The sequence below is a fragment of the Pseudomonas sp. genome (assembly GCF_050739655.1).
Taxonomy (GTDB): Bacteria; Pseudomonadota; Gammaproteobacteria; order Pseudomonadales; family Pseudomonadaceae; genus Aquipseudomonas.
The window spans coordinates 39,869-64,445 of the sequence record NZ_JBOIBY010000701.1 but is presented as its reverse complement, the minus strand read 5'-3'; the positions used below and the strand labels follow the sequence as shown (position 1 = coordinate 64,445).

The following is a 24,577-nucleotide window of genomic DNA, read 5'->3' as shown; positions in this document are numbered from 1 at the left end:
GTACGAAATCTTGTATACGCCGCAGAACCCTGTGGGAGCGGGCTTGCCCGCGAAGAGGCCCGTGCTGATGCCGTCAATCTCAAACTGACCACCCCTCCCCCAATCCCCGTATAATCGCGCTTTTTTCCCGAAAGGCACCCCGCTCGTGGCAGACAAACGGTACAGCTGCATTGGTTTGTTTAATCCCAAATCACCGGAGAACGTCGGTTCGGTAATGCGCGCCGCAGGCTGTTATGGCGTGGCCTCGGTGTTCTACACCGGCAAACGCTATGAACGCGCTGCCGATTTTGTCACCGACACCAAGCGCGTCCACTACGACATCCCGCTGATCGGCATCGACGACCTGAAGAAAATCCTCCCTCTCAACTGTGTTCCAGTCGCCGTGGAACTGGTCGAAGGCGCTCGTCCGCTGCCCGAGTACACCCATCCGGACCGCGCGCTCTACATCTTCGGCCCCGAAGACGGTTCGCTGGACAAAGAGATTCGCGACTGGTGCGAAGACGTGGTCTACATTCCCACCACCGGCTGCATGAACCTCGCAGCGACGGTCAACGTCGTGCTCTATGACCGCATGGCCAAAGGCCTCAATACCCGTTCGGGACCAAAATTCCGCTGAATCGCCGTATATCCAATGGAACAAGCAGCCCGCCCCGGCAGTCAGCATAACTATCGGTTACTCAAGCACCCCTTCCTGCCTGGAGACAGATCATGAGCGAACTCAAACGCGTCGAGCGCATCGATTCCACCCCGTTCCAGTCCTCGTCCGATCAGAACGTCCAGGGCTGGGAGCGTATCGGCTCGCTGGCCGGAGGCGTGGTGATGGTGGGCAAGGGCCTGCGTCGTGGCGGTATCTTCGGCCTGATTCAGGTGGCCATCGGCGGCGTCGCCCTGGCCCGCGGCATCACCGGTCATAGCTCGGCAAAAAGCCTGCTGGAAAAAAGCCGTCAGGACATGAACAACGTGCGGGCGAAAATCCAACTTGCGGGTGAAGAATTGAAAGCGTTGAAGGCCAACGCCGAGGCGGCCACCAAGACTGCGACGGTCACCGGCAATGACTCGTTGAAATCGCCTAAAGCCTGAAGCAAAAAAAGATCGCAGCCTGCGGCAGCTCCTACAGGAAAACGCTAAACCCGTGTAGAAGCTGCCGCAGGCTGCGATCTTTTGATTTTTACTGCAGCAACTCGGTACCCAGCACCTTGGAAGACTCCCCAATCACACTCTCCGAGAGCTGAACAAACTCCTTGGTATCGATGCTTTCCAGGCGCATCGCCCCCCGCAGTACATCATCCAGCGAGCGCTTGTTGCGCGTCTTCAAACGTATCTCGCGGTCCAGTTCCTGCAACATCACCACAGCCTTTGCAACCTGCGCCGGATTGACCTGCTCGCCGCGCAGTGTGGTGACTTTCTGACTGTCCTTGACCAGGCGACTGTGCAATTGATCGTAACGCTCATCGCTCATACCGCCGGCACGGCGCACCAGTTCGATGGCGTAGTACTCGGCAAACCCTTCACTGATCCAGTCACTGCGCTGCGAGTCATTGATCCGCCCGAACACCTGGACCAGTTCACGCACCAACGCGCTGCTGCCACTTTCGCTGACCAGCGGTAGACGGCTATTGAAGTAGATCGATTCCCGTGCCGCCAGACTGCCGCGCCACATGGGATCGTTGGCGCCGACAATCAACAACTTCGAGGGATGGCGAGGGAACACGGCCTGCACTTGCGGCCAGACAAACGTCAGCAGCGTCAGGACATCCATGCGGCGCATGCCCTGGCCTTGTGGCGAGGCGACGGTGACTTCCGTTTCCCCGAGCCGCGTGCGACGGCTGCCAAGGTTTCCAGCGAGCATCCAGCCCGTGGGCCGGTCGAACAGTCGGGAAACGTTGTCGATGCGGAACTTGTTCTTGCCGATTCGTGGCCAGGCGGTTTCGACGCTTTTCCAGCCACTGGGCAGCTCGAACTCAAGACGTGACACCAGCTCGGTGCCGTCCTGCTGGTCAAGTCTGGCGGCGGGCACCAGATCGTCGCCACGCATCAATGCCCAAGTCGGGGTCATGCGAGTGTCGAAGCTGCCGTTCTTGCGTCCATGGCTGATACGCACGCGGTAAGTCAGGCTGGCCTTGTCCGCCACCGGGCGCCAAACGCCACGGGTCTGTTTGCCTGGGGTCAGAGTCCATTGGCCGTCTGCCTTGAAATCGCTGTAGTGGCTAGCGTCGCCAAGGTCGAAATCCAGGCTGCGTACCGCCGAGCCCTGGGCCAGGGTCAGACGCACTTCGGCCTGATCACTTTGCGGCAACAGGCGCACGTGGTAATCCAGATCGACCTTCTTTGCCGCCCACACAGGCGAACTCAAGGCCAGTAAACCCACCACCCACACCCGCCGCCATCCCACAGCCATACACACTCCTTGGTGAAACATGAACTCGCGGGGCGCTTAACCCGCCCGGAAAATCAGGTGATCTTCCCAATCGTCTTCCGGCACGCTGCCTTCGGCGAGCATGCGTCCGGACTGGGAAATACGCTCGTGATGCACCGCATCGCGATCACCGCACACCAGGTGGTGCCAGAGCGGCAGATCCTTGCCTTCGCTGACCAGGCGATAGCCGCACGTCGGTGGCAGCCACTTGAACTCGTCGGCCTTGCCCGGCGTGAGCTGGATGCAGTCAGGGACGGAGTCACGACGATTCGGGTAGTCGGTGCACTGGCAGGTTTTCAGGTCCAGCAGTTTGCAGGCAATACGCGTGTAATAGACGCTGTTGTCGTCTTCGTCTTCAAGCTTTTGCAAGCAGCACAGGCCACAACCGTCGCACAGCGATTCCCATTCCTCTTGATCGAGTTGATCGAAGGTTTTGCGTATCCAGAACGGTTCTACTTTGGCAGCCATGGTTCGAGCATCAACATCAGGTGGTGAAAAGGCCGCCAGTCTAGTGCCCACAGCCCCGCGGGCCAAGCATTGGCGACTGTCGGTAGATCGGGACTTGTCAGGTTTGACGCCGCCACGTAGCTTTGCCGTCGCAAGGAGCCAGACCTGCATGCCATTAACGCACAACCGCGTTGCATTGCGGTGAACCGCCACGGCTCTGAAAAAAAACCTTATCGCTCAGTCAACTGCGCCGGCAGGTTTCAGACGACCCTCACTTTCAAACGTAGCAAGGAATCTCTTGATGAGTGCAAACCCACGCGTTGCCGACTATGCCATCCACCCACAGTTCACCGATCGCTGGTCGCCCCGCGCCTTCACCGGCGAAGCCATTCCCGAAGAAACCCTGCTGAGCTTCTTCGAAGCCGCACGCTGGGCGCCGTCGGCGTACAACTCGCAGCCTTGGCGCTTCCTTTATGCACGCCGCGATACGCCGAACTGGGAGCGCTACCTGGGCCTGCTGAACGAGTTCAACCGCAGCTGGGCACAACACGCTTCGGCACTGGTGATCGTGATCTCGAAAACCACTTTCATCGCACCTGGTAAAACCGAGGAAACTCCAGCGCTGTGGCACACCTTCGACACCGGCTCGGCCTGGGGCCACCTGGCGTTGCAAGCGAGCCTGAGCGGCTGGCACACACACGGCATGGCCGGTTTCGATCAGGAACTGACCCGCAAAGAGCTGAACATCCCTGAAGGCTACGCGCTGCACGCCGCCGTAGCGGTCGGCAAGCTGGGCGACAAGGCAACCCTGGCGGACTACCTGCAAGCCCGGGAAGAGCCGAGCCCGCGTCGTCCGTTGAGCGAGTTGGCGGCGGAAGGTGATTTCACCCTGTAAAAATAAAAGATCGCAGCCTTCGGCAGCTCCTACAGGTGTTCACATGACCCTGTAGCTGCCGAAGGCTGCGATCTTTTCAGGCTGCGCCTCAATATCCGCGATTGAAATCCACTTCCCCGCGCAACGCCTCTCCCGCCTCATACGCCCGCAGGTTTTCGACAAACAGCTTTGTCATCAACGATGGCGAGGTCGGCGCCGAACTGTGACCAGTCAACAACAGCCCCCAGGCCGTCCAGAATGGATGACGCTGAGGCAAAGGTTCCTGACGGCAGACATCAATGATCGCACCGGCCAGATGCCCTTCCTTCAAGGCGTCCACCAGGTCCGCATCGACCACCGCTACGCCGCGCCCGACATTGATGAACAAACCTGTCGGCTTGAACTGCTTGAACAGCGCCGAATCGTAAATATCGTGGGTGTTCGGAGTATTTGGCAGCAGATTAACTACGTAATCGACTTGCCCCACCATTCGTGGCAAATCCGACAATGCGCCGACTTCGACAAACGGTGCCTGTTCCCGTGCACTGCTGGCGATGCCGTAGAGCTCAACCCCAAATGGCACGAGGAACTGCGCGACGGCCTGGCCGATGTCGCCAGTGCCGACGATCAACACCTTGCGCCCCGCCAGGCTTTGACCATGGCGACTGTCCCACTTGCGTTCGACCTGGCTGACCAGACGAGCCAGCACTTCCCGCTCATGGCCCAGCATGTAGGTGAGCACATATTCGGCCATCACCTGACCAAAAATCCCCACCGCCCGGGTCAGGCGATAGTGGCGTGGCAAACCGTCGGCAAGCAGCGGCGTGATGCCAGCCCAGGTCGATTGCAGCCATTGCGGCTGGTGACCCTGGCGCAACAATGTCGCCAATAAATCGGGCTGGCCGAGCCAGACCGGACAATCGGCAGCCTGTGCGGCCAGTTCGGCAGAGTCGCCACTGGTCAGTACTTCCAGATCAGGCGCGGCTTCACGCAACAGCTGGGCGTAAATCGGGTGATCGTGTTCAGCAATCAGAACGCGCATGCATCAAACCTTTCGAAAACAGTGCAAACGGCCGCCGACAGAGCCTCGCTCCGTCATCGCGACCATCGCCAAAATCGTTCCAGTGTTTCAACAAGACTCTGAGCAGAGCCTGGCTGCCGATTACATCGGGTCGTTGCGGCGCAACAACTCTTCCGGAAGGTGTTCGATGTACTCCTCCTCGGCCGGCGGCATTTGCAGGTGATAACCCTGCTTGTCGAGGTTCTCCAGGACGACGGTGATGTCCTCGCGCGACAGTTTGCGCTCGGGGGTCAGCACCAGGTCGAAGGCGTGGATGGCCTTGCCGAAGGCAGCCAGCAAAGGCTCGGGCACACGCTCCAGTGCATCGCTTTTGAGCACATAGAGGTACATCTCGTTTTTCTTCGAACTGCGGTAGATGGAGCAAATACGTTTCAAGGCTGTTCTCCGGCGGTGGCCAGGCTGTCGAGCAGCGCCTGGCCCATCAATTCGCGGCGCCAGCCACGCAGCGAATCAGGCAATTGGTAAGGGCCATTGGGGAAGCCGCTTTTAAGCAGCGCTTCCAGGGTTTTCTTGCGCAGCATCACTTCAGGGGCAATGTTCAGGCGCTCGGCTTCGGCCTGGCCGATGGCTTTCAATCGCTTGAGCAGTGCGGCGGCATCCACCGGCAACGGCTCCGGCACGGCTGGCGGCCATTGATCTGGCGACACACTGCCAGAGCGCTTGATCAGATCAAGCAGAAATTCGCCGTCCTGACGCACGGTACGCGGGTGCATATCTTCTATTTTCGCCAGCGCACCGAGATTGTCCGGTTGCGTGCGCGCCAGTGGCCATAGCGAATGCTCGCGAACGATGCGGTTGCGCGGCAAATCACGGGCGCGGGCCTCTTTCTCGCGCCAGGCGCAGAGTTCACGCAACACGGCGAGTTGGGCGCGGGACAGCTTCCAGGCCAGCTTGGCGTCGCGATAGACCTCATACGGGTCGATCTCGCGGCGCAGGTTAGCCACCAGTTCGGCGCCGTCTTCCAGAACCCAGACATACTTGTCATCGCAAAGCTTCGGACGCAGTTTCACGAACACCTCCGCCAGATGCAGGGCATCTTCGGCGGCGTAGCTGATTTGGGTTTCGGAAAGCGGACGTTGCAACCAGTCTGAACGGGTCTCGCCCTTGGGCAGCTCGATACCGAGCACTTCCTGGACCAGGCGCGAATAACCCATCGAAAAACCGAGGTTCAGGTAAGCGGCAGCCAATTGCGTGTCGAACAGCGGCGCCGGCAGACTGCCGGTCAGGCGCAGCAGGACTTCAAGGTCTTCACTGCAAGCATGAACGACTTTGACCACGGCCGTGTTTTCCAGCAACGCGGCCAAGGGCTGCCAGTTGTCGATGGACAGCGGATCAATCAGGTAGGCGCGTTCGCCATCGCCGACCTGCAACAGGCCTGCGATCGGATAGAAGGTGTCGACCCGCATGAATTCGGTGTCGAGGGCAACGAATGGCAGCTTCTGCCACTCGGCGCAAAATTGACCGAGGCTATCGTTGTCGCGAATCCAGTGAATATCGATGGCCACACGGCTCTCCCTTGAAGAATGGCCCGCAGTATATATCGCCCCCGGCGATTTCCGCGCATCCACTGAACAAGAGCTTTAGCGAAAATACCTGCCATTTGGAATTAATAGTGGCCAACACCCTTATTTATCGGCCAGCACACCATCGATCACCGCTCCACGGCACCCGGCAAACATATCCAGACCCTGGTTGTAGACTTTGCTTTTGACCTCCAGCAGCCCCAGCATCGAATGGAAGAGATTGTCCTGGCTCAAGGGCTTTTCACGGTTCTGTTGCAGGCAATGAGTGTCTACGGAGTACGACTTTTGATAGCTGTCGGAGAACCAGGCCAGCATTGCCACATGCTTCTGTTGTTCTGGCGCAAGCATGTAAGGCGTACCGTGAAGGAACAGGTTGTATTCGCCCAGGGATTCGCCGTGGTCCGACAGGTACAGCATTGCGGTATCGACCTTGTCCTGTTTGCTGCGCAGTAAATCAATCAGGGTCGACAGCACGTGATCGGTGTACACCAGCGTGTTGTCGTAGCCGTTGACGATACTTTCGCGGCTGCAATTGTTCAGCGCATTGCTTTCACAAACCGGGGTGAAGCGCTCGAACTCTTTCGGATAGCGTTTGAAGTACTCCGGGCCATGACTGCCCATCTGGTGCAACACAAGTACCGTGTCTTTATCCAGGTTATCGATGAATTGCTGTAAACCTTGCAGCAGGATCTCATCGCGGCATTCACTGTTGGCGCACAACACCGGATCCTTCAGATTGCTGACATCCTCCAGCGTGACCCGATTGCAAGTGCCTTTGCAGCCAGATTGGTTGTCACGCCAGATCACATCGAGACCGGCACGCTTGAGTACGTCCAGCAGCCCCTCTTCGTTCCTGGCCTTGCTAGCGTTGTAATCCTTGCGTCCCATGTTTGAAAACATGCACGGCACCGAAACGGCGGTTTCCGTACCACAGGAATGCACATCGGTAAAAGCGATCAGACCGGCTTCTTTACTTAGCTTTGGCGTAGTATCGCGGTCATAACCGAGAATGCCGAAATTCTCTGCCCGGGCACTTTCGCCCACCACCAACACGGTCAGGGATTTACGGGCACGGGTTTGAAAGGCCGGGTTGCGCTGGGCGTCTTCTCCAAGCGTGGTAAAGGGCTGTTGCGCAGACACCACCTGCTCACGCAAGTAACCAAACGAGGCACCAATGTAGTTACTCGGCACGACCATCAGGCGCAGTTCGTGATGATTGCGAAACAGTGACGACAGCCCTTGATAATTAATCAGCGCAACACCACCGATGACTGCAACCGATGCAATGCTCACCAAAACCTTACTAAATAGCTCACGGTGCCAGCGACGGTAGTTAATCGGAGTTTTCCACAACAACCACGAAGGCAAAACACCGAGCAGCAGAATATAACCAAGCAACTTTATTGAGAGTAAGTCACGCACTTCCGTCGCATTGGTTTCAGCGAAATTACGAAACATGCCAGCATCGATCAATACGCCATACTGGCTCATGAAGTACGCCACGCCTGCGCTGACCATGAACAACAGCGTCAGAACCGGCTTCATGACTGGCCGGAACGCCAGCAGCGTCAACACAATGTTGAAAGCCGCAAAGATCATCGCTCCGAATGCCACGCGCATGACCATGCCTGCGCCGTCAGATCCGGTGATTTCAAACAAGTGTTTCCACAGCACCAGATTAAAGCCGGCTAATAGAAAGGCACTGGCAATCAGTGTCACCCACTCAGGGCGAACGGCTTTAAATTTCAACATGATGATCGGCTGTTCCTGGAAAAAAGTGCCAGCGGCAAATGTGAAAATTTCATTTACCCCGACAGCGCTAATTTTGAGTGGCCAACCATCAATTTTTTGTGAAAAAGACGCCAACGATTGGTTGGGCTTTTTGACTAACTTGACGCTTTTGGCATATTTGAGAATGGTTCAGCTCAGGTTCAGCCCAAGTTGCCGGTCAGGCCTGCGCTTCTCTATGCCGGGATTTTCATTGTTGGTCGTTTATTTAATTTCCAAATACCTCCCCGGATATTCTGATTTGCCACCCTCCGAGGGCAGGCGCCTAATCGGATCCTTGCAACACACCAGCAGGGTCATTGACTTGGAGCCCCCCCATGAAACACCCCGGTTTCACCACCGCGCACCTGGGTATGCTGCTCTGGGCCATGTTGATCGCTGCATCCTTTGCCGCAGCCGCACAAATCAGCCAGAGCATCGATCCGATCCTGCTGACCGGTTTGCGCCTACTGTTTTGTGCCGTGGCGTTTTCACCCCAGCTCCTGCTCAAGGGCGATAGCGCCATGACCGCTCGCGGCCTGTTTGGCCACGGCATACTTGGCTTGCTGCTGGCGGTGTACTTTGGCTCGTTGTTCGAGGCACTGCGCTACACGTCGGCGGTCAATACCGGGACGATGTTCACGTTGGTGCCGTTACTGACCCTGGTATTCGAAACCGTATTAATGCCCGACAGCAACCTGAAACAGCGTGTGCTGCCGATGCTGATCGCCGCCGCTGGCGCGGTGCTACTGGTCATGAAAGGCAGCACGCACGGCGACCTTCCATCGTTATACGCGCTCTCGGTGTATGGGGTCGGCTGCCTGGCGATGGCGCTCTACTCCCCTCTGAGCCAGCGACTCAAGGCCGGCAGTCTCAAGGGCCGCGGAGCGGTAGGCATGACATTCTGGAACATGCTGTTCGGCGCAGTGTTCTTGCTGGGCTTTTGCGGGCTCAGCGGGGGATGGCGTACGGCATCGTTACTGACCGTTAGCGACTTTTTCTGGCTGGTCTACCTAGCGCTGTTCGCTACGCTGGCAACCTTCTGGTTGCTGCATCGGGCGATCGGTGTCATCGCACCGTCCTCGGTCATTTCCTATATTTACCTGAGTACGCTGTTTATCACGATGTTTCACTGGTTCTGGTGGCGTCAATCGCCACTGCTGTTGGAAGTGGTGGGCGCGACATTGGTTGGCATCGGAATGCTGGCGCTGCTGATGTCCAGCAAGCGCTCAATGGCTCTGGCCGTTAAGAACTGAATGTATGCGCGGGACATTCTCTCGTTGCCTTCATTCCATTAGGATCTTTCGCACGAGCATGCGCACGATCAGCGCAACGGGCACCGCGAGACGCAATGGATGCTGAACAGTAATGTGCTAAGAAAGCTTGATATGCAGGACCTTATGGTCTTCGTCGCCGTGTATGAGCAGAACAGCGTCACCGAAGTGTCCGAGACGTTGTGCGTCAGTCAGTCCACCGTGAGTTACTGCCTGAAAACACTGCGAACCGTATTTGAAGACGAGCTGTTCATCAATACCCGCACGGGCATGCGCCCGACTTACAAAGCCGGCTCCATGTATCCCCATGTGCTGAAGATCCTGGAAAGCATCAACCTGTGTCACGCCAGCGCACCGACGTTCGATCCAACGTTGCAACCGACGACTTTCAACATTTGCGCACCTGAATATTTCGAGCAGTTGATCCTGCCACGCCTGCTGCAGAACTTCGCGCTCGCCGGGATGGCGGTGATGGTCAACATGCACAAGCTCGAAACCGACATTCCGACCGAAGCCTTGCGCGACGGCAGTCTCGACCTGGTCATTTGTTTCGGCCCGAACTTTCATCGCAACCACGGCGACTTCAATTCGCAGTCATTACTGGACGATGATCTGGTCTGCGTCTTCGATAAGCGCGCGACCCCGCAGGAGCCGCGCTTGAGTCTGCAAGGCTTCATCAAGCGGCGGCATGTGTTTCCGACACCCTGGACCTCCACTACCAACATGGTGGATGGCTGGCTGGCAAAACAGGCCCGGCAACGGCAGATCGTTGCACGAGCCAATAGCTACGGCGCCGCGTTGAAGATGATTACTGGCACAGACTTTATCCTGAGCCTGCCCCGGCGCATCCAGCAGTTATTGGCCAATGAGGCCGCCTTCAATCACTGCGAAGCGCCCGATGGACTGCCTGGTTTCACCCTTGATATGCAATGGAGTCAAAGCGCCGATCAGGACAGCGCCAACACCTGGCTGCGTGGACAGGTGATTCAGGCCTGCACCGAAGCGCAAGCCAATTCAAATCCAAATTCAAACGCCGATGGCAGTCTTGGTGTAGGACTCGCGATCGATGTCGAGGATTTCCGCACATAACTGGACTTCAACTCCCGCTGGCCATTCACACAAATCCTGAACGACCGCCAGCAGGCTTTCGGACAACTGTTTTTTGATCTGCGGCGAACGCCCGCTCAACAACGCCAGCTTCACATGCACGAACGCCCGTTCCGCCAACGCCGTACCGACCTTGAACGTTTCAACCTTCACTGCGCGACTCTTGATGTCAAACTCGGCACCGAATTGACCAGACCCAACCAGCGTGTTGTTAAGCCGCATCAATGCCACCTCCGCGTTCAGCTCTGGCAGGTTGGCGGTGTACTCCAAATGCAGGTGAGGCATGGTTTTACTCCTGTAGGTCGGCGAAAAGTTCGTACATATAACACAGCGCTCTATGACTCATTGAGGCAGCGACAGCAAATTGCGCTCGCCCATGAACGCCTCAATGCGTGAACGCAACCAGCGCTCGGCAGGGTCGGTGTCGGCATGACTGAGCCACACCATGGAAAGCTCAAGCATCGGTGTACTGAATGGAAATGGCTCTTTGAACAACTGTCCGGAGGCGGCCATCGCCTCGGCGGTGTAATCCGGCAGGCTGGCAATCAGGTCAGTCCCGGCAAGCAGCGCCGGTAATGAACTGTATTGCGGGACCGAGAGCACCACCTGCCGCGAACGTCCGATTCCCGCCAGCCACTCATCAGCGTAACCGCTGACGTTGGCGATATGGGACACCAGGACATGGGGGCGCGAACAATATTCATCGACGGTCAGCGGTGTATCGGACGCATCCGCGCGCAGCACGCAAGGACGAATATGCCGCAGCAACTTGCGCTTGGCATTGGCGGGCAAACCCCGCGTCTGACTGACACCGACTGTTATATCCCCAGAGGCCAGTAAATCGGGAATCCGCCAGTAATCGACGCTCTGCACCACGAACACCACCTTCGGTGCTTCCTCGCGCAATGCCCGTAACAGCGGCGGCAACAGGGCAAATTCGACATCGTCTGACATGCCGATGCGAAAGGTCATGGTGCTGCTACCGGGATCGAAATCGTGGGTCAGGCTCAATGCCACCGATAACGAATCCAACGCAGGGGATAAGTGCCGGAAGATCTCTTCGGCCCGGGCGGTCGGCTCCATGCGATGGCCGACGCGAATGAACAACGGATCGTTGAACATCGTACGCAAGCGATTGAGCGCCGAGCTGATCGTCGGCTGACCGAGAAACAGCTTCTTCGCCACCTTGGTGACATTGCGCTCAAGCATCAACGCTTCAAACACCACCATCAGGTTGATGTCGGCCTTGCGTAGCTCATTGCGATTCATCCATTGCCCCCGCGCCCAATCACTGCAGACAGTTTAGGGAGATGTCGCAATCGGCGTCTATGCGACCAACCGAGTGCTGCAAGGCTTTTTTGCACAGAACAAACAAAAAAGCCCCGCAGCTTATTCAGCTACGGGGCTTTTTCTATGTAATGGCGGAGAGATAGGGATTCGAACCCCTTCTTGCGTCCTCGCAGTCCGCAATAGGCCTGAAAATGCGGGACACTCGGCCCCATCTGGTGGTTTCTTGCGGTCTATACCGGCCCTAAATCTGCCCTAATTTTGCCCTAATTTTGCCCTAAGCTTGATCTCGGAGCAGTCTGCTGCTCAGCGCAAGAACATTACCCATGTAGCAAAATCAAGAAAACCTACCTTGTTTCACCCAAAAAACCTACCAGCGCAAGGTATCCTATTCATGGGGCTCAAGAAACTATGCGGGATCCATCAAACTACTTTTATTTCAAATAATTAGTTTGGCAGTTAGATATAAGACGAAAGGGTAGATATAACAACCTCAACCCAATCAAGCAACCATAAAAATCCAAACTTAGCAGAATGAAATATAGATAATAAAAAACAGTGCAGCGGAGGCGTTTTCAAAACATAAACATAAAAAGTCACAAAAAATAGAATACTGGCTAACCCCAGAATAACTTTAGACACTCTAATATTGAAAACACAGGACGCCTTGAGCGCCGTAAAAATCGACTCAACCTCATTAAATATTCTCGGCAACTCAACCTTAAACCTCTTTTCCTTCGATTCTATTTCCGACTTTATAGATGTCAACGCAGCTAATTGACTCAGTATCAACCAGACAATTATCAAGGTAAAAAAGGCAGCGGAAAAAATTATCGAAGCGTTGATTAAAATATAGTTTTGCTCGCCCACATTTTTCAGCTGACTGGTGGCCAGTATCGTGGACACCGGAATAGCTAACAACTTCCCCTGTATACCTGATAGCAATGCGTTTAGCTTTACATTAAACTCGCGCTTCTGCTCATAGAGTTTTTCTTGATCATTTTGAAAAGAAAAGCTAGCCACAAACAAGTCATAATTATTTCGCGCAACCAACACAATTTCTAAGGCATGTTTGAGAAGGTGTCGTAAGCGCATTTCTAAATCGCACGAACGCATAGCCTCAGCTATGGCATTACGTACTATCCGTTCTTTTTCACTGGAATGAATGCTATCACTAAATAACTCAGTTAGAATTTTTAGCGCTTCCTGAATTTCCAGCGAGACACTTTCCAAGTACCCAGCTTCGGACTTAAAAGGAATGCATGTTTTCCCATTATGAGTGCGAACTACATAATTCCTAGTACTTCCGTCACGCTCGACTATGCGGTGCTGATCGAGTGATATCACAAACTTGTTCGCAAAAATCAACCTTTCTATGACCGCAGGCTGTTCAGTTCCGCTTACGTCCCAGGATTTATACAATGGTTCCGCAAAAGCATAGTTTTCAGGCAACGCATGTAGATTGTAAAAATGGAGTAGATCGCTCGGAGTCCGCACAAGACAACAGTGAGCACCTTTTGGCAAATCTATAGAAACTTCGAAGACATCATTGCTATTCAAATCTGCAACATGCTGACCTTCTTTCTTAAGACTCACCTCCGTATGCGCACTATCAAATAGCGCCTTAATCAGATCAACCGCTTTCTGACTGAAAGCCTGCTCGCAAGATATACAAGATGGGTGCCATTCAAAAGCGGCCAAACCCAACAGCTCGAATATCCTATCAATGTCTTTCAGTTCTTCTGAGCTGGTCATTTTATTGGTATAAGTTTCAAAGTTGCAGCAGGAGCTTCGGCAATTTCGATATTACCATTATCATTCTGAAAAATCAGTCCATCCTCTATTGCAGACTGCTCAAAAGATAATGTGTATTGTTTCTTTGGACCGACAACTTTGTACTTCATCAACGATTTCAAAAACTGAGTAACTGGAATAAATTCGGCTGGAATCTCTAATTTGTTAACTTTAAGATACTCAATAAACTTCTCAGGCGAGTCTGGCTCAATCAAATTAGCCACAGCACTTAGAGTTATCGAAAGACTATTAGCCGCTTGGCTTTCAGCCCAATCCTGAATTGCTCTTCTTGCAGCTAATGCGCCATCCTCATCCTTGAAGGAATCACAATAGCTTTTAACCGCCGCAACAATCTGCTTAGTGTGTTTTGACGGATCGTGATACTGGGTCTCGTCGATATTCAAAAGGCTTTTAAAATAACCAACAACTGTATCGAGTCGGTTTTTTCCTTTTAGAAAAGCGACGTGTCGCTCACGTTCAACCTCATCTTCTGATAACCAACGTCCGACGTGAATATCAGCGGCAAAATGTAGCTTGTCCGTCCCAAGAGTAACGACCTCTTCAAGTTCCATATCCGCATTAATACCAATACCTTTCTGGTCCTTGATGAGAACAAGCATTAAATGTCGTCCTCCCTCTATCATGTAATCTATAATCGTCAAGTACCCGCCAGTGGAGAGTGGAGCTTCTTCCATTTTATCAGCGAGCTTTTCCATCATCATTATAGAATAATCATAGAAAACCGAGTTATCCTCTGGCTTAACTGTCTCATCCAGGTACTTGCGTGTTTTGGTTTCAAACCAGCTATCCGTTTCGATACCTGCAAAAGCAACACTTGCTTCGCCGTTGAAACTCTTGAGAATGCTCGCAGCCAGCGTATTGACCTTCTCATCCGGTAAGATCATAGCTTCGTGCCTTGGCGATGTCTGCACAAGCTTCTGGCCCTGCACACTAATAAGCTTGTGAAAAACGAACCGCTGCACGATAGGATTAATGTCCTGAGTGCTCGATTCTGGTTTTTTTTCAGTAGCCATTTGAATTCACGTTCCTTGTTCTTTATGTAGAGGCATTAACAAACTCTCCATTTATACCTCATATCTGGCTGATTGCTACCATCAGTTGCATCCCACTGACCAAAGCTGATCGAGTTTGGTCGTATAGCTTCGGCTCATCATCTCGCGCCTCATACCCCATCCAGGATCCACTGGCATACTGGCCGAGCGCAGCGTACCTCTGCCCCATCGCTCATTGATCTGGTCCATCACCGTCATGACACGTGTTGCCTCAGGCGGTTGTGACTTATCAAACAAATCATCGGTGTACTCACCGGGCTGGCAGAGGTTAAGCAACATAACCTCTGCCTTGCTGTACTTAAAACCTGGTTGAAATACCCGATCAAGCGCAGCCACTGCCGCTTGCGTTAGCAACCGCACATCGTCGGTGGGGTATGGCAGGCTAATCAACACGCCGTTGCCATACTTCGCCTCCTCTGGGTTGAACATGCCCGTGCGAATGCTGACACGGATTTTCTTGCACAACGACTTCTGAGCTCTGAGCTTTTCCGAAGCACGCATCATGTAGGTGGCCACCGCTTCCTTGATCGGCGCCAATTCAGTGAGCCGCTTACCGAACATCCGGCTGCAGCAGATCTCCTGCTTCGGCGGGTCCGGCTCATCCAGCTCCAGGCATGGCATGCCGGCCAGCTCGCGGGCCGTCTTCTCGATCACCACGCTGAACTTCTTGCGAAGCATCCAGGGATCGGCCTTGGCCAGATCCATGGCCGTCTTAATATTCATGGCGTCCAAGTGCAGTTTCATCTTGCGGCCGACGCCCCAAACCTCACAAACGTCTGTATTGCGCAGCACCCAATCACGCTTGAACGGGTCGCAAATATCGACCACACCGCCCGTTTGTAATTGGAGCCGCTTTGCCGTGTGATTCGCCAGCTTTGCCAGGGTTTTGGTGTGAGCAATCCCTACCCCGACCGGAATGCCGGTGCAACGCAGCACATGGCTGCGGATCTTGCGACCGAGGGCGTCGCGGCCACCGATGCCGGTCAGAACCGCGAAGGCTTCGTCGATGCTGTAGACCTCAATAGCCGGCACCAACGATTCAATCAGGGACATTACGCGCTCGCTTATGTCGCCATAGAGCGCGTAATTTGACGAGAACGCGACGATGCCGTGCTTCCGCAGTTTTTGCTTGATCTGAAAATATGGCTCCCCCATTTTCACGAAGGGTTTTGCGTCATAGCTCCGTGCGATAACGCAACCGTCGTTGTTCGAAAGCACCACAATCGGGACTTTGGCCAGATCCGGGCGGAAGACCCGCTCGCAGCTGGCGTAGAAGCTGTTGCAATCAATAAGGCCGAATACCGGCGTTACTTTAGACATGGCTGCGCACGCTGCCGATAATTACGCCCCAGATGGCTAGCTCATCACCTTCCAGCACATAGCGAGGCGGATACTTGGGGTTCTCAGACAAAAGGATCACGTCCTTTCCCCGAATGCACAGTCGTTTGCACAGCGGATCGTTGTTCAGCAGCGCCACGACGATGTGGCCATGGGCAGGCTCCAACGAACGATCTACAACCGCTAGGTCTCCGTCAAAGATGCCCGCGCCCTGCATGCTTTCCCCGGTAATTTTCACCAGGTAGACATGCGGGGCACGGATGTTGAGCACCTCATCCAAGGAGATGTGTGCCTCAATGTGATCGGCCGCCGGCGAAGGAAAACCAGCGGGCACCTGGAATAAACAAAGAGGCAGCTTCAGGCCTACCTCGGCAATTGGGCCTAAAATTGAATAGTTCATGACGCACGACTTCCAACACTGTACGAATGTACAGTTAACTTTCAGAAACGCTCGCGGTCAATTTCTGTAGGAAATATCTGATAGGCGGGCGATATGTGCGGGCGACTTTCACAGTACGACGGCATCCACGACTTTGTAGCGGCGTTGAGCATGTCCAACGCCTTGATCAATAACACCGGCGACCAGCCCTTCAAGCGCTACAACACTGCTCCCACTACCCAGTTGGCGATTTTCCATCAGGAGGGTCAGTAACTGCACGCAGACATGGTCCGCTGGGGATGGCGTCCACATTGGGCAAAGGACCGCACCGATCAACGCCCGGGTAGAAAAAGTGGCCCATGGCCCATTCTTTCGCGCGATCTGGCCGCACCGTGCAATCAATGCGATCAACAACTGTTTTGAATGGGTCGATGAAGGCGGCCCCAAGAAGCAACCTTACCTTATTCGCCGGCGAGACCGGGCGCCGATCCTGTGCGCCGCAATAGGCCAATACCCAACTGCCGAACAACCACTTAGTGAGCACGACGGTTTCGTGATCATCACGGCCGACAGTGCCGGTGGCATGGTGGATATCCACGACCGGCGCCCGGTGACGCTATCTCCGGAATTGGCTCGCGAATGGCTTGACCCGGCTACGACTAAAGAACGCTCTGAGCAGATTGCGTTGCTTCAGGGTGAGCCAACAGAGGCGTTCGAATGGTTCAAGATTGACCGTGCAATTGGAAACGTTCGAAACCAGTGCGCCGATCTTATAAATCCTACTCAATAGTGCGTGCTATCTAGCCATACCTACGCTTTTTTCGAAGCGTTACGCGTAACGATAATAACTATGTCTGTTTACCTGAACCATTTTCCGAAGCGTTACGCGCAAAGATAATAACTATGTCCGTTTACCTGAACCATTTTCCGAAGCGTTACGCGTAACGACAATAACTATGTCCGCTTACCTGAACCATTTTTCGAAGCGTTACGCGTAACGATAATAACTATGCCAAATTACCTACGCATTCCCTGAAGCGTTACGCATAACAATAATTAATATGCGATCCCCGCCGGCGCCAACAAAGTCTTGGCCCATTCCCAGAATCGCTAGTAAATTGATTTATATGGCATTTTTTACAGCCAATCTCAGGCATGAGAAATAATGAGTTCTCAGCCTCTTAACCCCTAAACAAAAATTGCATTGAATTTCATTAAAACTTCAACTCAAAGCTTGACGCGCGATCCAAGTAACAACTAACTTAGATACAGCACCACTCGACCCCACGAACACCGCGCAACTCGGCACGGCACGATTCTTTGCGAGATTGAAAAATGAATATAGTTTTTCTTTTGACGACAATATTTGAACTCCTTATCAAACTCACCGAACTTTTACAGCTCTGGGGAACAGGCTGCCCGGGGATTACACCTTGGTAGTCAAAACAGCCCCCCCAACGATTCTGGCGACCAGTTCATGATCACCAGCTCACCGCTCACTTCGGCTTTGCCTTGCCGCTGGTTGGTATTGGAGTAACGGATGTCCAGTGTCTCGAAGTGGAAGCCTTCGAACACACGGCGGATGTCTGGGTGGTCGTTGATGCTGACCATCACCTTCCCCTTGCAGCGGCGCATGAAGTCGGCCATCCGCTCGTAGTTCTCGAACGGAAAGTCCACGCCGTAGCCTGCGGTCTGCCAGTAAGGCGGATCCATATATTGGAAGGTATGGGCACGGTCGTAACGTTCAGCACACTCAAGCCATGGGAGGTTTTCGACGTAGGTGCCGGACAAGCGCTGCCATGCAGCCGAGAGATTTTCCTCGATCCGCAGTAGGTTGATGGCCGGGCCAGTGGTCGCGGTACCGAACGTTTGCCCAGTGACCTTGCCGGCGAAGGCATGGTGCTGCAGGTAGAAGAATCGGGCTGCTCGCTGGATGTCGGTGAGAGTTTCAGGGCGGGTCATTTTCTGCCACTCGAACACCTGGCGTGAGCTGAGCGCCCATTTGAATTGGCGCACAAACTCTTCGAGGTGGTTTTGCACGACGCGATAAAGCGTTACCAGGTCGCCGTTGATGTCGTTCAGGACTTCGACCGGCGATGGCTGGGGCTTCATGAAGTAGAGCGCGGCTCCGCCGGCAAAGACTTCGACATAGCATTCGTGCGGCGGAAAAAGCGGGATGAGGCGATCGGCCAGGCGGCGTTTGCCGCCCATCCAAGGGATGATGGGTGTAGACATAGAAAGCAAGACCTTTACTGTATGGATAAACAGGTGCTAGGCTCGCCGCGCTTCGTGCACGGAGTAAGAGCCTTGGCTGGACTTGCAGGGACCATCTGCGGGGACAGCGACCGGATTGGATGTTGACGCATCCACCCCGGTCGCTCTTTTTCACTTCGCTGTTGAGACTTCTTTGGCGTATGCCTGACAGGCCGCCAGGGCGATTAGCCCCCGGTCGCCGTCATCGGTGACGCCGATAATTCGTTGAGCATGCGCTGGGTCAAGTTCGGCTCTTGTGGGGCCATGAACCACGCCGCCGGTGGCGGTGGTGGCTGACACCGATCCGTTGCTAGCGCCAGTGGTGGCGTCGAGTAGGACTGACAGGCGCAGATCAGCAGTGGCAAGGCGGTCGCGCAAGCGACCTTGATCACGTTGGACATCGCTCAAGGCTCGATAATGAGTTTGTTCACTGGTTGCCAGGCGCTGCTCGAGCGCGAGGCGTTTGTCTTGTTCGGCGCGCTGCTGCGCGGCCGACGCAAGGGTTATCTGATTGAGCGTTTCGGTGTGCAGGCGGCCCTGTTCGGCTAGCTGGTTGCCATATCGCCAGTCCTGGACTTGCCAGGTAATGGCTGCAGAACCACCGACCAAGACGACCATCAGCACGCCTTTTGCCAGCAGCCGACACGGTGCCGGAATCAATTCGCCGATACGCATAACACCGCCCTCGCCCGCCCCCACAAATCCAACCGATCCTGCAGGCCATTGAGGCCGCCGTTGATCCTGCGGGTGATCGTGTTGAACTCGTTTTGATCGGCCAACGCGTTCAGCCCATTCACGGACCAGAACCACGCGGCCGATTCAGCGGCCCACTGCGGCAACTCCAGCAGCTCAGGGGTGCGCAGCAATCGCTCGTCGCCGAACAACGCCAAGCTGCAGCGCAGATAATTGTCGTGGCCAGTGACCTGGATCAGACCGCGACCGCGATAGCGCTGGCCATCTCCATCTGCCGCCGGGGTGTTGCCCAGTTTTGCTGCCAAGTTACCGGTGTCGTACTTGCTCAGGTATTGATCACCGCCCAGCTCCCGCACGTACTGCAGCTGACCGGATTCATGACCCACTTGGGCGAGGAACGCCGCTTGACGTATCGGTGTGTTGATCTGCCGATTCGCCATCGCGGCATTCAGTGCGGATACAAAAACGCCCGCTTGGCGGCGGGCGTTGGGCATGATGCGTTGCAGCTGTTGCTCGGTTAAGGGCATACAAACTCCAGACATAAAAAAGCCGCACAGGGCGGCGATGAGTGTTTTGTTGCGTTACGCGAGGCTGACCACCTTGACCGGTTTGTCGGCTTTCTTTTTCTTGCCTTTGGCTTTGGCCTTGCCCTTCTTGCCGCCGTTGCACTCGACTGTGGTCGACCAGCCGGCTTGCGTGTAAACCTGCTCGACCGAGTCAGCCAGGTACTCGCCATCGAGCCCGACCTTGAAGCCCTGGGCATTGATTGCGCGCTCGGCAAAAATGTCGGTGCGCCCGGGCATTTCAAACCGCACGCCGGCGGTCGATCGGTTGAACGCCGCCAGGCGTGCCTTGGCCGCTGCCTCGGCGGCAGTCTTGTTCGGGTGAATGTGTCGATCGGTATGCACCGCCGGCAGGCCGTCCGGCACGTCGTCGTTGTCCAGGGACACCACGGCGAGCTGGCCGGTCTTTTTGTCCTGATGCGTGGCGGCCACCGACTTGTGCGCGTTGCGATCGCCGAGGCGGAATTGCCAGCGGCTGACGTCGCTACGCGTGAGGGTGATCACCCCGAAGGAGTTGCCGCTTGCACTCTTGCCACCCTGGCGTGGCATTACCAACAGCTTGCCGTCGGCGACCTTGGCCGTGCAGTCGTATTGCTTGGCCAGACGCGTGATGAAATTAAAATCGGACTCGCTGATTTGATCGGCGCGCTCTACCTTGGTGGCCACCGGGCACACCGGCTGCCAGCCGTTACGCGCGGCGATATCGGCGACGATCTTCGACAGCGGCACGTTTTCCCAACTGCCGCTACGAATGGTCTTGCCACTGCCGCGCATGTCGCTGGCCTTACCTTGAATCACAATCGTGTCGGGAGGACCTGATACGGTGATTTCGTCCACCACGTAACGCCCCATGCGGGCCAGTGACGTCTCCGCGTAGCCCAGATAGACCTCGATCCCCGCGCCACGGCTCGGCAGCGTCACCAGGCCGTCTCGGTCGTCAATGCGCAATTCGAACTCGTCTGACTCCATGCCCGTCTTGTCGGTGGTACGAAGCTGAATCAGCCGATCATTGATCAGGCTGGTGATATCGGCACCATCGGCCACGATGCGAAATACAGGCGTCATGGATTTTTTCCAAAAAAAAGCCCGCACAAGGCGGGCCAGAAAGTAAGGAGCTTAATAAATTAAGCGAGGCGATTGTAGACCATCAATCCCAGAGCGTGACCTGCTCTTCGATCGGCTTGGGCAGATCCGGCAGCACGATCAGCACCCCGGCGCGGTACGGCTGCACCTCATCGGCCAGCCCCTGATTGGCGTTCAGGACCGCCTCCACGCTGCCGACCAGATGGCCATAGAAGTTATGGCAAATGGTGTCCAGCAGATCCCCGTCAGACGTTCTGCATGTCGTCGCCATAGCGCACAAACTCCAGAGTGAACCCTTGTTTACGCGGGATGCCGCCTTGCATCAGTGCGCTTTGCTCTTCCTCAAGGCTCTTTAGGCACCAGGTGCCCAGCACGTCGCCATAACCGGTGGTCAGGGTCAGCGGCTGAAGCTGGGCGCCGAGCGTGCGCAACGTGTCGAGCTGTTTCAAACCACCCTTGAGGCCGGGAATGATCGCGCCCTTGAGGGTGATTTTCTCGTCGCCCATGCCGACCGCTTGCTGGGCCGGGCGCCGCAACAGGCGCTCTTGCGAGGCCCAGCGAAACTCGGTCGAGCGGCGCAACTCATCAAAGGCGGCCGTGTCGAGGTTGAAGAAATACGGCGGCGTCTTGGGGTCTTGCGGCTGGATGATCAGCAGGTGCGGAAACGGTTTAACCGCCTCCGGCGCCGGCGTCTGATCGGTGGCAAAGGCGCCCGTGGGCACGATGTTGGCCAACGCCGGGCTGGCCTTGCCGGCAATCGTGTTAATCGCCGTCGCCGCTTTCCCGGCCTGTTCCTTGAGCGTGCCCAGGCGTTCGTCCATCCCCGACAGCGCCCGGGTGGCTTTGTTGTAGGTAGCCACCACCGCGCCGACCTTGGCTTGCGCAGCGTTCACCCCGCGCATAACCCGTTGAAGCTTGGCGCCGACCACCGGGCCGACAAAGGGCAGATCCTCCAGCTCGGACGCGGCGCCGGTGATTTCGCTGATCGCGCCATTCATCGGCCCCAGCATGCCGTCCAGGCTGCGCCGTCCGGTTTCCCCCGCCGAGGCCAGGTATTTCAGCCCCGACTGTAATTGCTCCAATGCAGGCATAAGCCCTCCGCGTTAAATGTTCGGCGTGTCGTACAACTTGCGGCTTTCCAGTTGCTGGGCAAATTCGCGCTGGTGTTGGTCCAGATACGGCTTTATCTGCGCATACAACTGCGCGCCGTCTTTGACATCGCCGTGCACGGTCAAGGTAAACGGCGCCTGGATATCCACCTTGGAATCGACCTTAATGCCCGCGGCCTCGGCCTTGGCCGGCGATGGCGCGGCCAACTTCGCCGCCGCCGCGTCGGCACTGGCCGGCGGCAACATCATAGCCCGCGCCGCATCGCCAGGCTGCGCCTCGACCACCGGCGCCGCTCGGCCGGGAGGGGCCAGCAGCGACACCCCACCAGCGCCAGGCGTGGCGAACGACTGCGCAATGTTGCCCAGCACCGGCGGGATGTCCTTGCCGGCATTGGCCATCATCAGCGGCCCGGCCACCGGCAGCGTTTTTTTGGGATCGTCGCCGCCAAACATCGTCTTACCCAAGAAACCGCCCAAGGCATCGCCGCCTATGCTGCCTAGCGCGGCACCGATCGCGCCACCCACCAGCGTGCCGATCACCGGCACCACCGAGCCGATGAAAGCCCCCGCCGAAGCGCCGGCGATCGCACCGGCCAAACCGCCCGTCGCACCGCCGTAGCCCTCGGCCTTTTCGTCCCGCGTTTCGGCGTTCTGGTACGTGTCATAGGCTTTGTAACCGGCCTCAGCTACCGCAATCACTGCCGCGCCCTTGACCACAGAACCAACACCAAATCGACCGCCTTTGCCGCCCTTCTTGCCTTTATCGTCGGCATCGACGCCGCCATCCAAACCACCTGCGCCGCCGGCCGGCATGTTGGTGACGATCACCTTTTGCGGGATGTTGGGATTGCCCATCAGCGAACCGCGCCCGATGTTCATCAGGCCCTTGGCGATCTTGAAACTGCTAAGCGCCGTTTGCGCGGCGATCACGGCCGCCACGGCCGCACCGATCCCCGTCACCAGGCGCGGCGATTCATCCGACAGCTTGCTCAGACCTTGGGCGACCGAGGTCAAACCACCGGCCACGGCATCCGTCACCGGGCGAAAGGCATCGCCGATCGCGCGCATGGCGTCATCCATGCCCTGGGCCATTTCTGCCCACTTCTGCGCCGAGGACTGGCGACGCTCTTCCATGTTCCTATCCAAGATCCCGCTGGCATTGGCCGACTCGCTTTTCAACTTGTCGTACAGACCCTTGTTCTGCATGTACGCCGTCAGCGCGCCCTTGACCTGCATGTCGGCAAACAGGTCGCCGGTGCGCAATGCTTGCTCCAGGGACGCGATCATGGCCTTGGCTTTTTCCGGATCGGTTTCCTTGCTGATCTTGGCCGTGGCCTCGGCCATGGCGGCGGCCTTCTTCGGATCGGTCGCGGCAATGTATTTCTGCGCCAATTCAAAGCTGGATTCAAGGGTCGACTTGCCATTCTGCAGGCCGGTGTTCATCGACGCCTGATAGTCGATCCCGGCCTTTTTGTAGGCTTCGACCGTGTCGCCCGAACCGATTTTTTCCATCCAGTTCTTGAGGTTGTTCGCCGCCTCATCGGAACCGCCGGCGGTCTTCATTTGCACTTGAAGCATGGCGCCCAGTTGCGACACCGAATCCATGCCGGTGATGCCCAGCTTGCCCATGCCCGCCAATAGTTCAGGGAACCAACGGGCCATGTCGGCCGCCTCAAAGCTGCCCGCCTGGCCTTGGTAGGCGATCGCCTCCAGGGCCTTTTGCATCTGCGCCGGGTCGGTGATCTTGGCGTTCTGCCCCAGGGCATTGATCATGCGCGCCGTTTCGGTGCCGTCCGAACCCTGGCCCACGGCAAACTTGGCCGCGGTCGGCGCGTACTTCAGCGCCTTGTCCAGCTCCATGCCGGCACCGACCAGCGCATTAACCACCTCGGCCACCTGATTGCGCGCCATGCCGGTATCGCGCGACGTGCCGATAATCGTCTTGGACAGCTGCGCCTCTTCCGGTTTGTTGGCAATGTTGGCCTTGATCGCAATGTCCCGAATGATCGCGCCATAATCCGCGCTGACCTTGGTCGGGACCGCCATCGCCAGCGTGGCCGCCGCGGCCTGGCCGACGCTGATTTTCAGGTTCTGCTTGCCCTCATCGAGCTGCATATGACTTTTGGCTTTCAGTTCGGCCTTGGCCGCCACGGCGCCCAAGCTGGTGTAAGCCTTGGTCAGATTGCGGACTTCAACACCCTGTTTTTTCAGGCTACTGAGATTAGACTCAAGCCGTTTCAGCAGTGCGCCTGCTCCCTGCTCACCGGCCAGGTGCGCCTTGCGCCACTCATCACGCAAACGGATGGTGTCGCCGATGGTTTTCTCCAGCACCCGGGCTTTGTTGCCTTCGGCTTCCAGCTTCTTGATGCGCCCGGTGACATCCTTAAAGGCGTTGCCCACCGAGGAACTGACCGCCCCACCGATGACCAGGCCGAGCGCGAGTTTGTTCGCCATGTGCGTGCCCTATGCGTCGTCGAATCGATCGAAGGCGGCTCAATCCGTGAGCCACCACACCA

23 protein-coding genes and 2 pseudogenes are annotated in these 24,577 nt (G+C 56.3%); 6 read left to right on the top strand and 19 right to left on the bottom strand.

What is annotated here, in order from left to right; all coding sequences use genetic code 11:
• Positions 1-145 precede the first annotated feature (145 nt).
• Entirely contained in the window at positions 146-616 is a 471-nt protein-coding gene (locus ACRESJ_RS33490; RefSeq protein ID WP_056855999.1) for an RNA methyltransferase, read from the top strand.
• A gap of 92 nt (positions 617-708) precedes the next feature.
• On the top strand, positions 709-1,080 hold the full coding sequence (locus ACRESJ_RS33485; RefSeq protein WP_431761707.1) for a YgaP family membrane protein: 372 nt from the start codon (positions 709-711) through the stop codon (positions 1,078-1,080).
• Positions 1,081-1,168: 88 nt separating this feature from the next.
• On the opposite strand, the gene ACRESJ_RS33480 is transcribed toward ACRESJ_RS33485, so the two are convergent.
• The gene (locus ACRESJ_RS33480; protein ID WP_431761706.1) at positions 1,169-2,398 is read right to left on the bottom strand and encodes a hypothetical protein; all 1,230 of its coding nucleotides are present in this window, start codon (positions 2,396-2,398) and stop codon (positions 1,169-1,171) included.
• 36 nt (positions 2,399-2,434) lie between these two features.
• Positions 2,435-2,884 carry a YcgN family cysteine cluster protein gene (locus ACRESJ_RS33475; protein WP_431761705.1) on the bottom strand — a complete coding sequence of 150 codons (450 nt, stop codon included), beginning with the start codon at positions 2,882-2,884 and terminating at the stop codon, positions 2,435-2,437.
• A 280-nt stretch (positions 2,885-3,164) separates the two neighbouring features.
• On the opposite strand from ACRESJ_RS33475, the gene ACRESJ_RS33470 reads away from it, so the two are divergent.
• Positions 3,165-3,758, top strand: a complete 594-nt coding sequence (locus ACRESJ_RS33470; protein ID WP_431761704.1) for a nitroreductase family protein — start codon at positions 3,165-3,167, stop codon at positions 3,756-3,758.
• Positions 3,759-3,846: 88 nt separating this feature from the next.
• Here ACRESJ_RS33470 and ACRESJ_RS33465 read toward each other — a convergent pair whose 3' ends face one another.
• The 4 genes from ACRESJ_RS33465 to ACRESJ_RS33450 all read right to left on the bottom strand — a co-directional run bounded on the left by ACRESJ_RS33465 (position 3,847) and on the right by ACRESJ_RS33450 (position 8,093).
• Entirely contained in the window at positions 3,847-4,779 is a 933-nt protein-coding gene (locus ACRESJ_RS33465) for a D-2-hydroxyacid dehydrogenase (RefSeq protein WP_431761703.1), read from the bottom strand.
• 120 nt (positions 4,780-4,899) lie between these two features.
• Positions 4,900-5,193, bottom strand: coding sequence for a YcgL domain-containing protein (locus tag ACRESJ_RS33460; RefSeq protein ID WP_431761702.1), 294 nt, complete (start codon positions 5,191-5,193; stop codon positions 4,900-4,902).
• On the bottom strand, positions 5,190-6,323 hold the full coding sequence (gene rnd / locus ACRESJ_RS33455) for a ribonuclease D (protein ID WP_431761701.1): 1,134 nt from the start codon (positions 6,321-6,323) through the stop codon (positions 5,190-5,192). Before rnd ends, ACRESJ_RS33460 begins: the two co-directional genes overlap by 4 nt.
• Before the next feature lie 120 nt (positions 6,324-6,443).
• Complete coding sequence (locus ACRESJ_RS33450) at positions 6,444-8,093, bottom strand: phosphoethanolamine transferase (protein WP_431761700.1); 1,650 nt, start codon at positions 8,091-8,093, stop codon at positions 6,444-6,446.
• Positions 8,094-8,446: 353 nt separating this feature from the next.
• On the opposite strand from ACRESJ_RS33450, the gene ACRESJ_RS33445 reads away from it, so the two are divergent.
• Complete coding sequence (locus ACRESJ_RS33445) at positions 8,447-9,364, top strand: DMT family transporter (protein ID WP_431761699.1); 918 nt, start codon at positions 8,447-8,449, stop codon at positions 9,362-9,364.
• 99 nt (positions 9,365-9,463) lie between these two features.
• A pseudogene (locus ACRESJ_RS33440) lies at positions 9,464-10,390 on the top strand (LysR substrate-binding domain-containing protein); the annotation flags it as partial.
• Positions 10,391-10,408: 18 nt separating this feature from the next.
• Here ACRESJ_RS33440 and ACRESJ_RS33435 read toward each other — a convergent pair.
• From ACRESJ_RS33435 to ACRESJ_RS33410, 6 genes are all read right to left on the bottom strand, one after another.
• The gene (locus tag ACRESJ_RS33435; protein ID WP_431761698.1) at positions 10,409-10,774 is read right to left on the bottom strand and encodes a 5-carboxymethyl-2-hydroxymuconate Delta-isomerase; all 366 of its coding nucleotides are present in this window, start codon (positions 10,772-10,774) and stop codon (positions 10,409-10,411) included.
• Between the two features lie 57 nt (positions 10,775-10,831).
• Positions 10,832-11,758 carry a LysR family transcriptional regulator gene (locus ACRESJ_RS33430; protein WP_431761697.1) on the bottom strand — a complete coding sequence of 309 codons (927 nt, stop codon included), beginning with the start codon at positions 11,756-11,758 and terminating at the stop codon, positions 10,832-10,834.
• Between the two features lie 477 nt (positions 11,759-12,235).
• A complete protein-coding gene (locus tag ACRESJ_RS33425) occupies positions 12,236-13,531 on the bottom strand; it encodes a hypothetical protein (protein WP_431761696.1) in 1,296 nt (431 codons plus the stop codon).
• Complete coding sequence (locus ACRESJ_RS33420) at positions 13,528-14,604, bottom strand: nucleoid-associated protein (RefSeq protein ID WP_431761695.1); 1,077 nt, start codon at positions 14,602-14,604, stop codon at positions 13,528-13,530. Before ACRESJ_RS33420 ends, ACRESJ_RS33425 begins: the two co-directional genes overlap by 4 nt.
• Before the next feature lie 81 nt (positions 14,605-14,685).
• The gene (gene umuC, locus ACRESJ_RS33415; RefSeq protein ID WP_431761694.1) at positions 14,686-15,963 is read right to left on the bottom strand and encodes a translesion error-prone DNA polymerase V subunit UmuC; all 1,278 of its coding nucleotides are present in this window, start codon (positions 15,961-15,963) and stop codon (positions 14,686-14,688) included.
• The gene (locus ACRESJ_RS33410) at positions 15,956-16,381 is read right to left on the bottom strand and encodes a LexA family protein (RefSeq protein ID WP_431761693.1); all 426 of its coding nucleotides are present in this window, start codon (positions 16,379-16,381) and stop codon (positions 15,956-15,958) included. Before ACRESJ_RS33410 ends, umuC begins: the two co-directional genes overlap by 8 nt.
• A gap of 93 nt (positions 16,382-16,474) precedes the next feature.
• Between ACRESJ_RS33410 and ACRESJ_RS33405 the strand changes: the two are divergent.
• A pseudogene (locus ACRESJ_RS33405) lies at positions 16,475-17,150 on the top strand (SOS response-associated peptidase family protein).
• Positions 17,151-17,800: 650 nt separating this feature from the next.
• On the opposite strand, the gene ACRESJ_RS33400 reads toward ACRESJ_RS33405, so the two are convergent.
• The 7 genes from ACRESJ_RS33400 to ACRESJ_RS33370 form a co-directional block, all read right to left on the bottom strand.
• Entirely contained in the window at positions 17,801-18,595 is a 795-nt protein-coding gene (locus ACRESJ_RS33400) for a DNA adenine methylase (RefSeq protein WP_431761692.1), read from the bottom strand.
• Positions 18,596-18,745: 150 nt separating this feature from the next.
• Positions 18,746-19,288 (bottom strand): lysis protein, encoded by a 543-nt coding sequence (locus tag ACRESJ_RS33395; protein ID WP_431761691.1) that lies wholly within the window; start codon positions 19,286-19,288, stop codon positions 18,746-18,748.
• Positions 19,270-19,833: a glycoside hydrolase family 19 protein gene (locus ACRESJ_RS33390; protein ID WP_431761690.1), complete on the bottom strand. Its 564-nt coding sequence runs from the start codon at positions 19,831-19,833 to the stop codon at positions 19,270-19,272. The genes ACRESJ_RS33395 and ACRESJ_RS33390 overlap by 19 nt, the downstream gene beginning before the upstream one ends.
• 54 nt (positions 19,834-19,887) lie before the next feature.
• On the bottom strand, positions 19,888-20,934 hold the full coding sequence (locus ACRESJ_RS33385; protein WP_431761689.1) for a phage late control D family protein: 1,047 nt from the start codon (positions 20,932-20,934) through the stop codon (positions 19,888-19,890).
• Between the two features lie 82 nt (positions 20,935-21,016).
• Entirely contained in the window at positions 21,017-21,223 is a 207-nt protein-coding gene (locus ACRESJ_RS33380) for a tail protein X (protein ID WP_431761688.1), read from the bottom strand.
• On the bottom strand, positions 21,198-22,043 hold the full coding sequence (locus ACRESJ_RS33375) for a phage tail protein (RefSeq protein WP_431761687.1): 846 nt from the start codon (positions 22,041-22,043) through the stop codon (positions 21,198-21,200). Before ACRESJ_RS33375 ends, ACRESJ_RS33380 begins: the two co-directional genes overlap by 26 nt.
• A 12-nt stretch (positions 22,044-22,055) precedes the next feature.
• Positions 22,056-24,515 (bottom strand): phage tail tape measure protein, encoded by a 2,460-nt coding sequence (locus ACRESJ_RS33370; protein ID WP_431761686.1) that lies wholly within the window; start codon positions 24,513-24,515, stop codon positions 22,056-22,058.
• Positions 24,516-24,577 lie beyond the last annotated feature (62 nt).

Bases quoted from the DNA above. Each gene is read 5' to 3' on its own strand.
- ACRESJ_RS33475 (WP_431761705.1), bottom strand. From the start codon at position 2,884: ATGGCTGCCAAAGTAGAACCGTTCTGGATACGCAAAACCTTCGATCAA.
- ACRESJ_RS33375 (WP_431761687.1), bottom strand. From the start codon at position 22,043: ATGCCTGCATTGGAGCAATTACAGTCGGGGCTGAAATACCTGGCCTCG.
- ACRESJ_RS33390 (WP_431761690.1), bottom strand. From the start codon at position 19,833: ATGCCCTTAACCGAGCAACAGCTGCAACGCATCATGCCCAACGCCCGC.
- umuC (WP_431761694.1), bottom strand. From the start codon at position 15,963: ATGTCTAAAGTAACGCCGGTATTCGGCCTTATTGATTGCAACAGCTTC.
- ACRESJ_RS33400 (WP_431761692.1), bottom strand. From the start codon at position 18,595: ATGTCTACACCCATCATCCCTTGGATGGGCGGCAAACGCCGCCTGGCC.
- ACRESJ_RS33385 (WP_431761689.1), bottom strand. From the start codon at position 20,934: ATGACGCCTGTATTTCGCATCGTGGCCGATGGTGCCGATATCACCAGC.
- ACRESJ_RS33470 (WP_431761704.1), top strand. From the start codon at position 3,165: ATGAGTGCAAACCCACGCGTTGCCGACTATGCCATCCACCCACAGTTC.
- ACRESJ_RS33370 (WP_431761686.1), bottom strand. From the start codon at position 24,515: ATGGCGAACAAACTCGCGCTCGGCCTGGTCATCGGTGGGGCGGTCAGT.
- ACRESJ_RS33395 (WP_431761691.1), bottom strand. From the start codon at position 19,288: ATGCGTATCGGCGAATTGATTCCGGCACCGTGTCGGCTGCTGGCAAAA.
- ACRESJ_RS33420 (WP_431761695.1), bottom strand. From the start codon at position 14,604: ATGGCTACTGAAAAAAAACCAGAATCGAGCACTCAGGACATTAATCCT.
- ACRESJ_RS33380 (WP_431761688.1), bottom strand. From the start codon at position 21,223: ATGGCGACGACATGCAGAACGTCTGACGGGGATCTGCTGGACACCATT.
- ACRESJ_RS33425 (WP_431761696.1), bottom strand. From the start codon at position 13,531: ATGACCAGCTCAGAAGAACTGAAAGACATTGATAGGATATTCGAGCTG.
- ACRESJ_RS33445 (WP_431761699.1), top strand. From the start codon at position 8,447: ATGAAACACCCCGGTTTCACCACCGCGCACCTGGGTATGCTGCTCTGG.
- ACRESJ_RS33480 (WP_431761706.1), bottom strand. From the start codon at position 2,398: ATGGCTGTGGGATGGCGGCGGGTGTGGGTGGTGGGTTTACTGGCCTTG.
- ACRESJ_RS33430 (WP_431761697.1), bottom strand. From the start codon at position 11,758: ATGAATCGCAATGAGCTACGCAAGGCCGACATCAACCTGATGGTGGTG.
- ACRESJ_RS33450 (WP_431761700.1), bottom strand. From the start codon at position 8,093: ATGTTGAAATTTAAAGCCGTTCGCCCTGAGTGGGTGACACTGATTGCC.
- ACRESJ_RS33485 (WP_431761707.1), top strand. From the start codon at position 709: ATGAGCGAACTCAAACGCGTCGAGCGCATCGATTCCACCCCGTTCCAG.
- ACRESJ_RS33435 (WP_431761698.1), bottom strand. From the start codon at position 10,774: ATGCCTCACCTGCATTTGGAGTACACCGCCAACCTGCCAGAGCTGAAC.
- ACRESJ_RS33410 (WP_431761693.1), bottom strand. From the start codon at position 16,381: ATGAACTATTCAATTTTAGGCCCAATTGCCGAGGTAGGCCTGAAGCTG.
- ACRESJ_RS33465 (WP_431761703.1), bottom strand. From the start codon at position 4,779: ATGCGCGTTCTGATTGCTGAACACGATCACCCGATTTACGCCCAGCTG.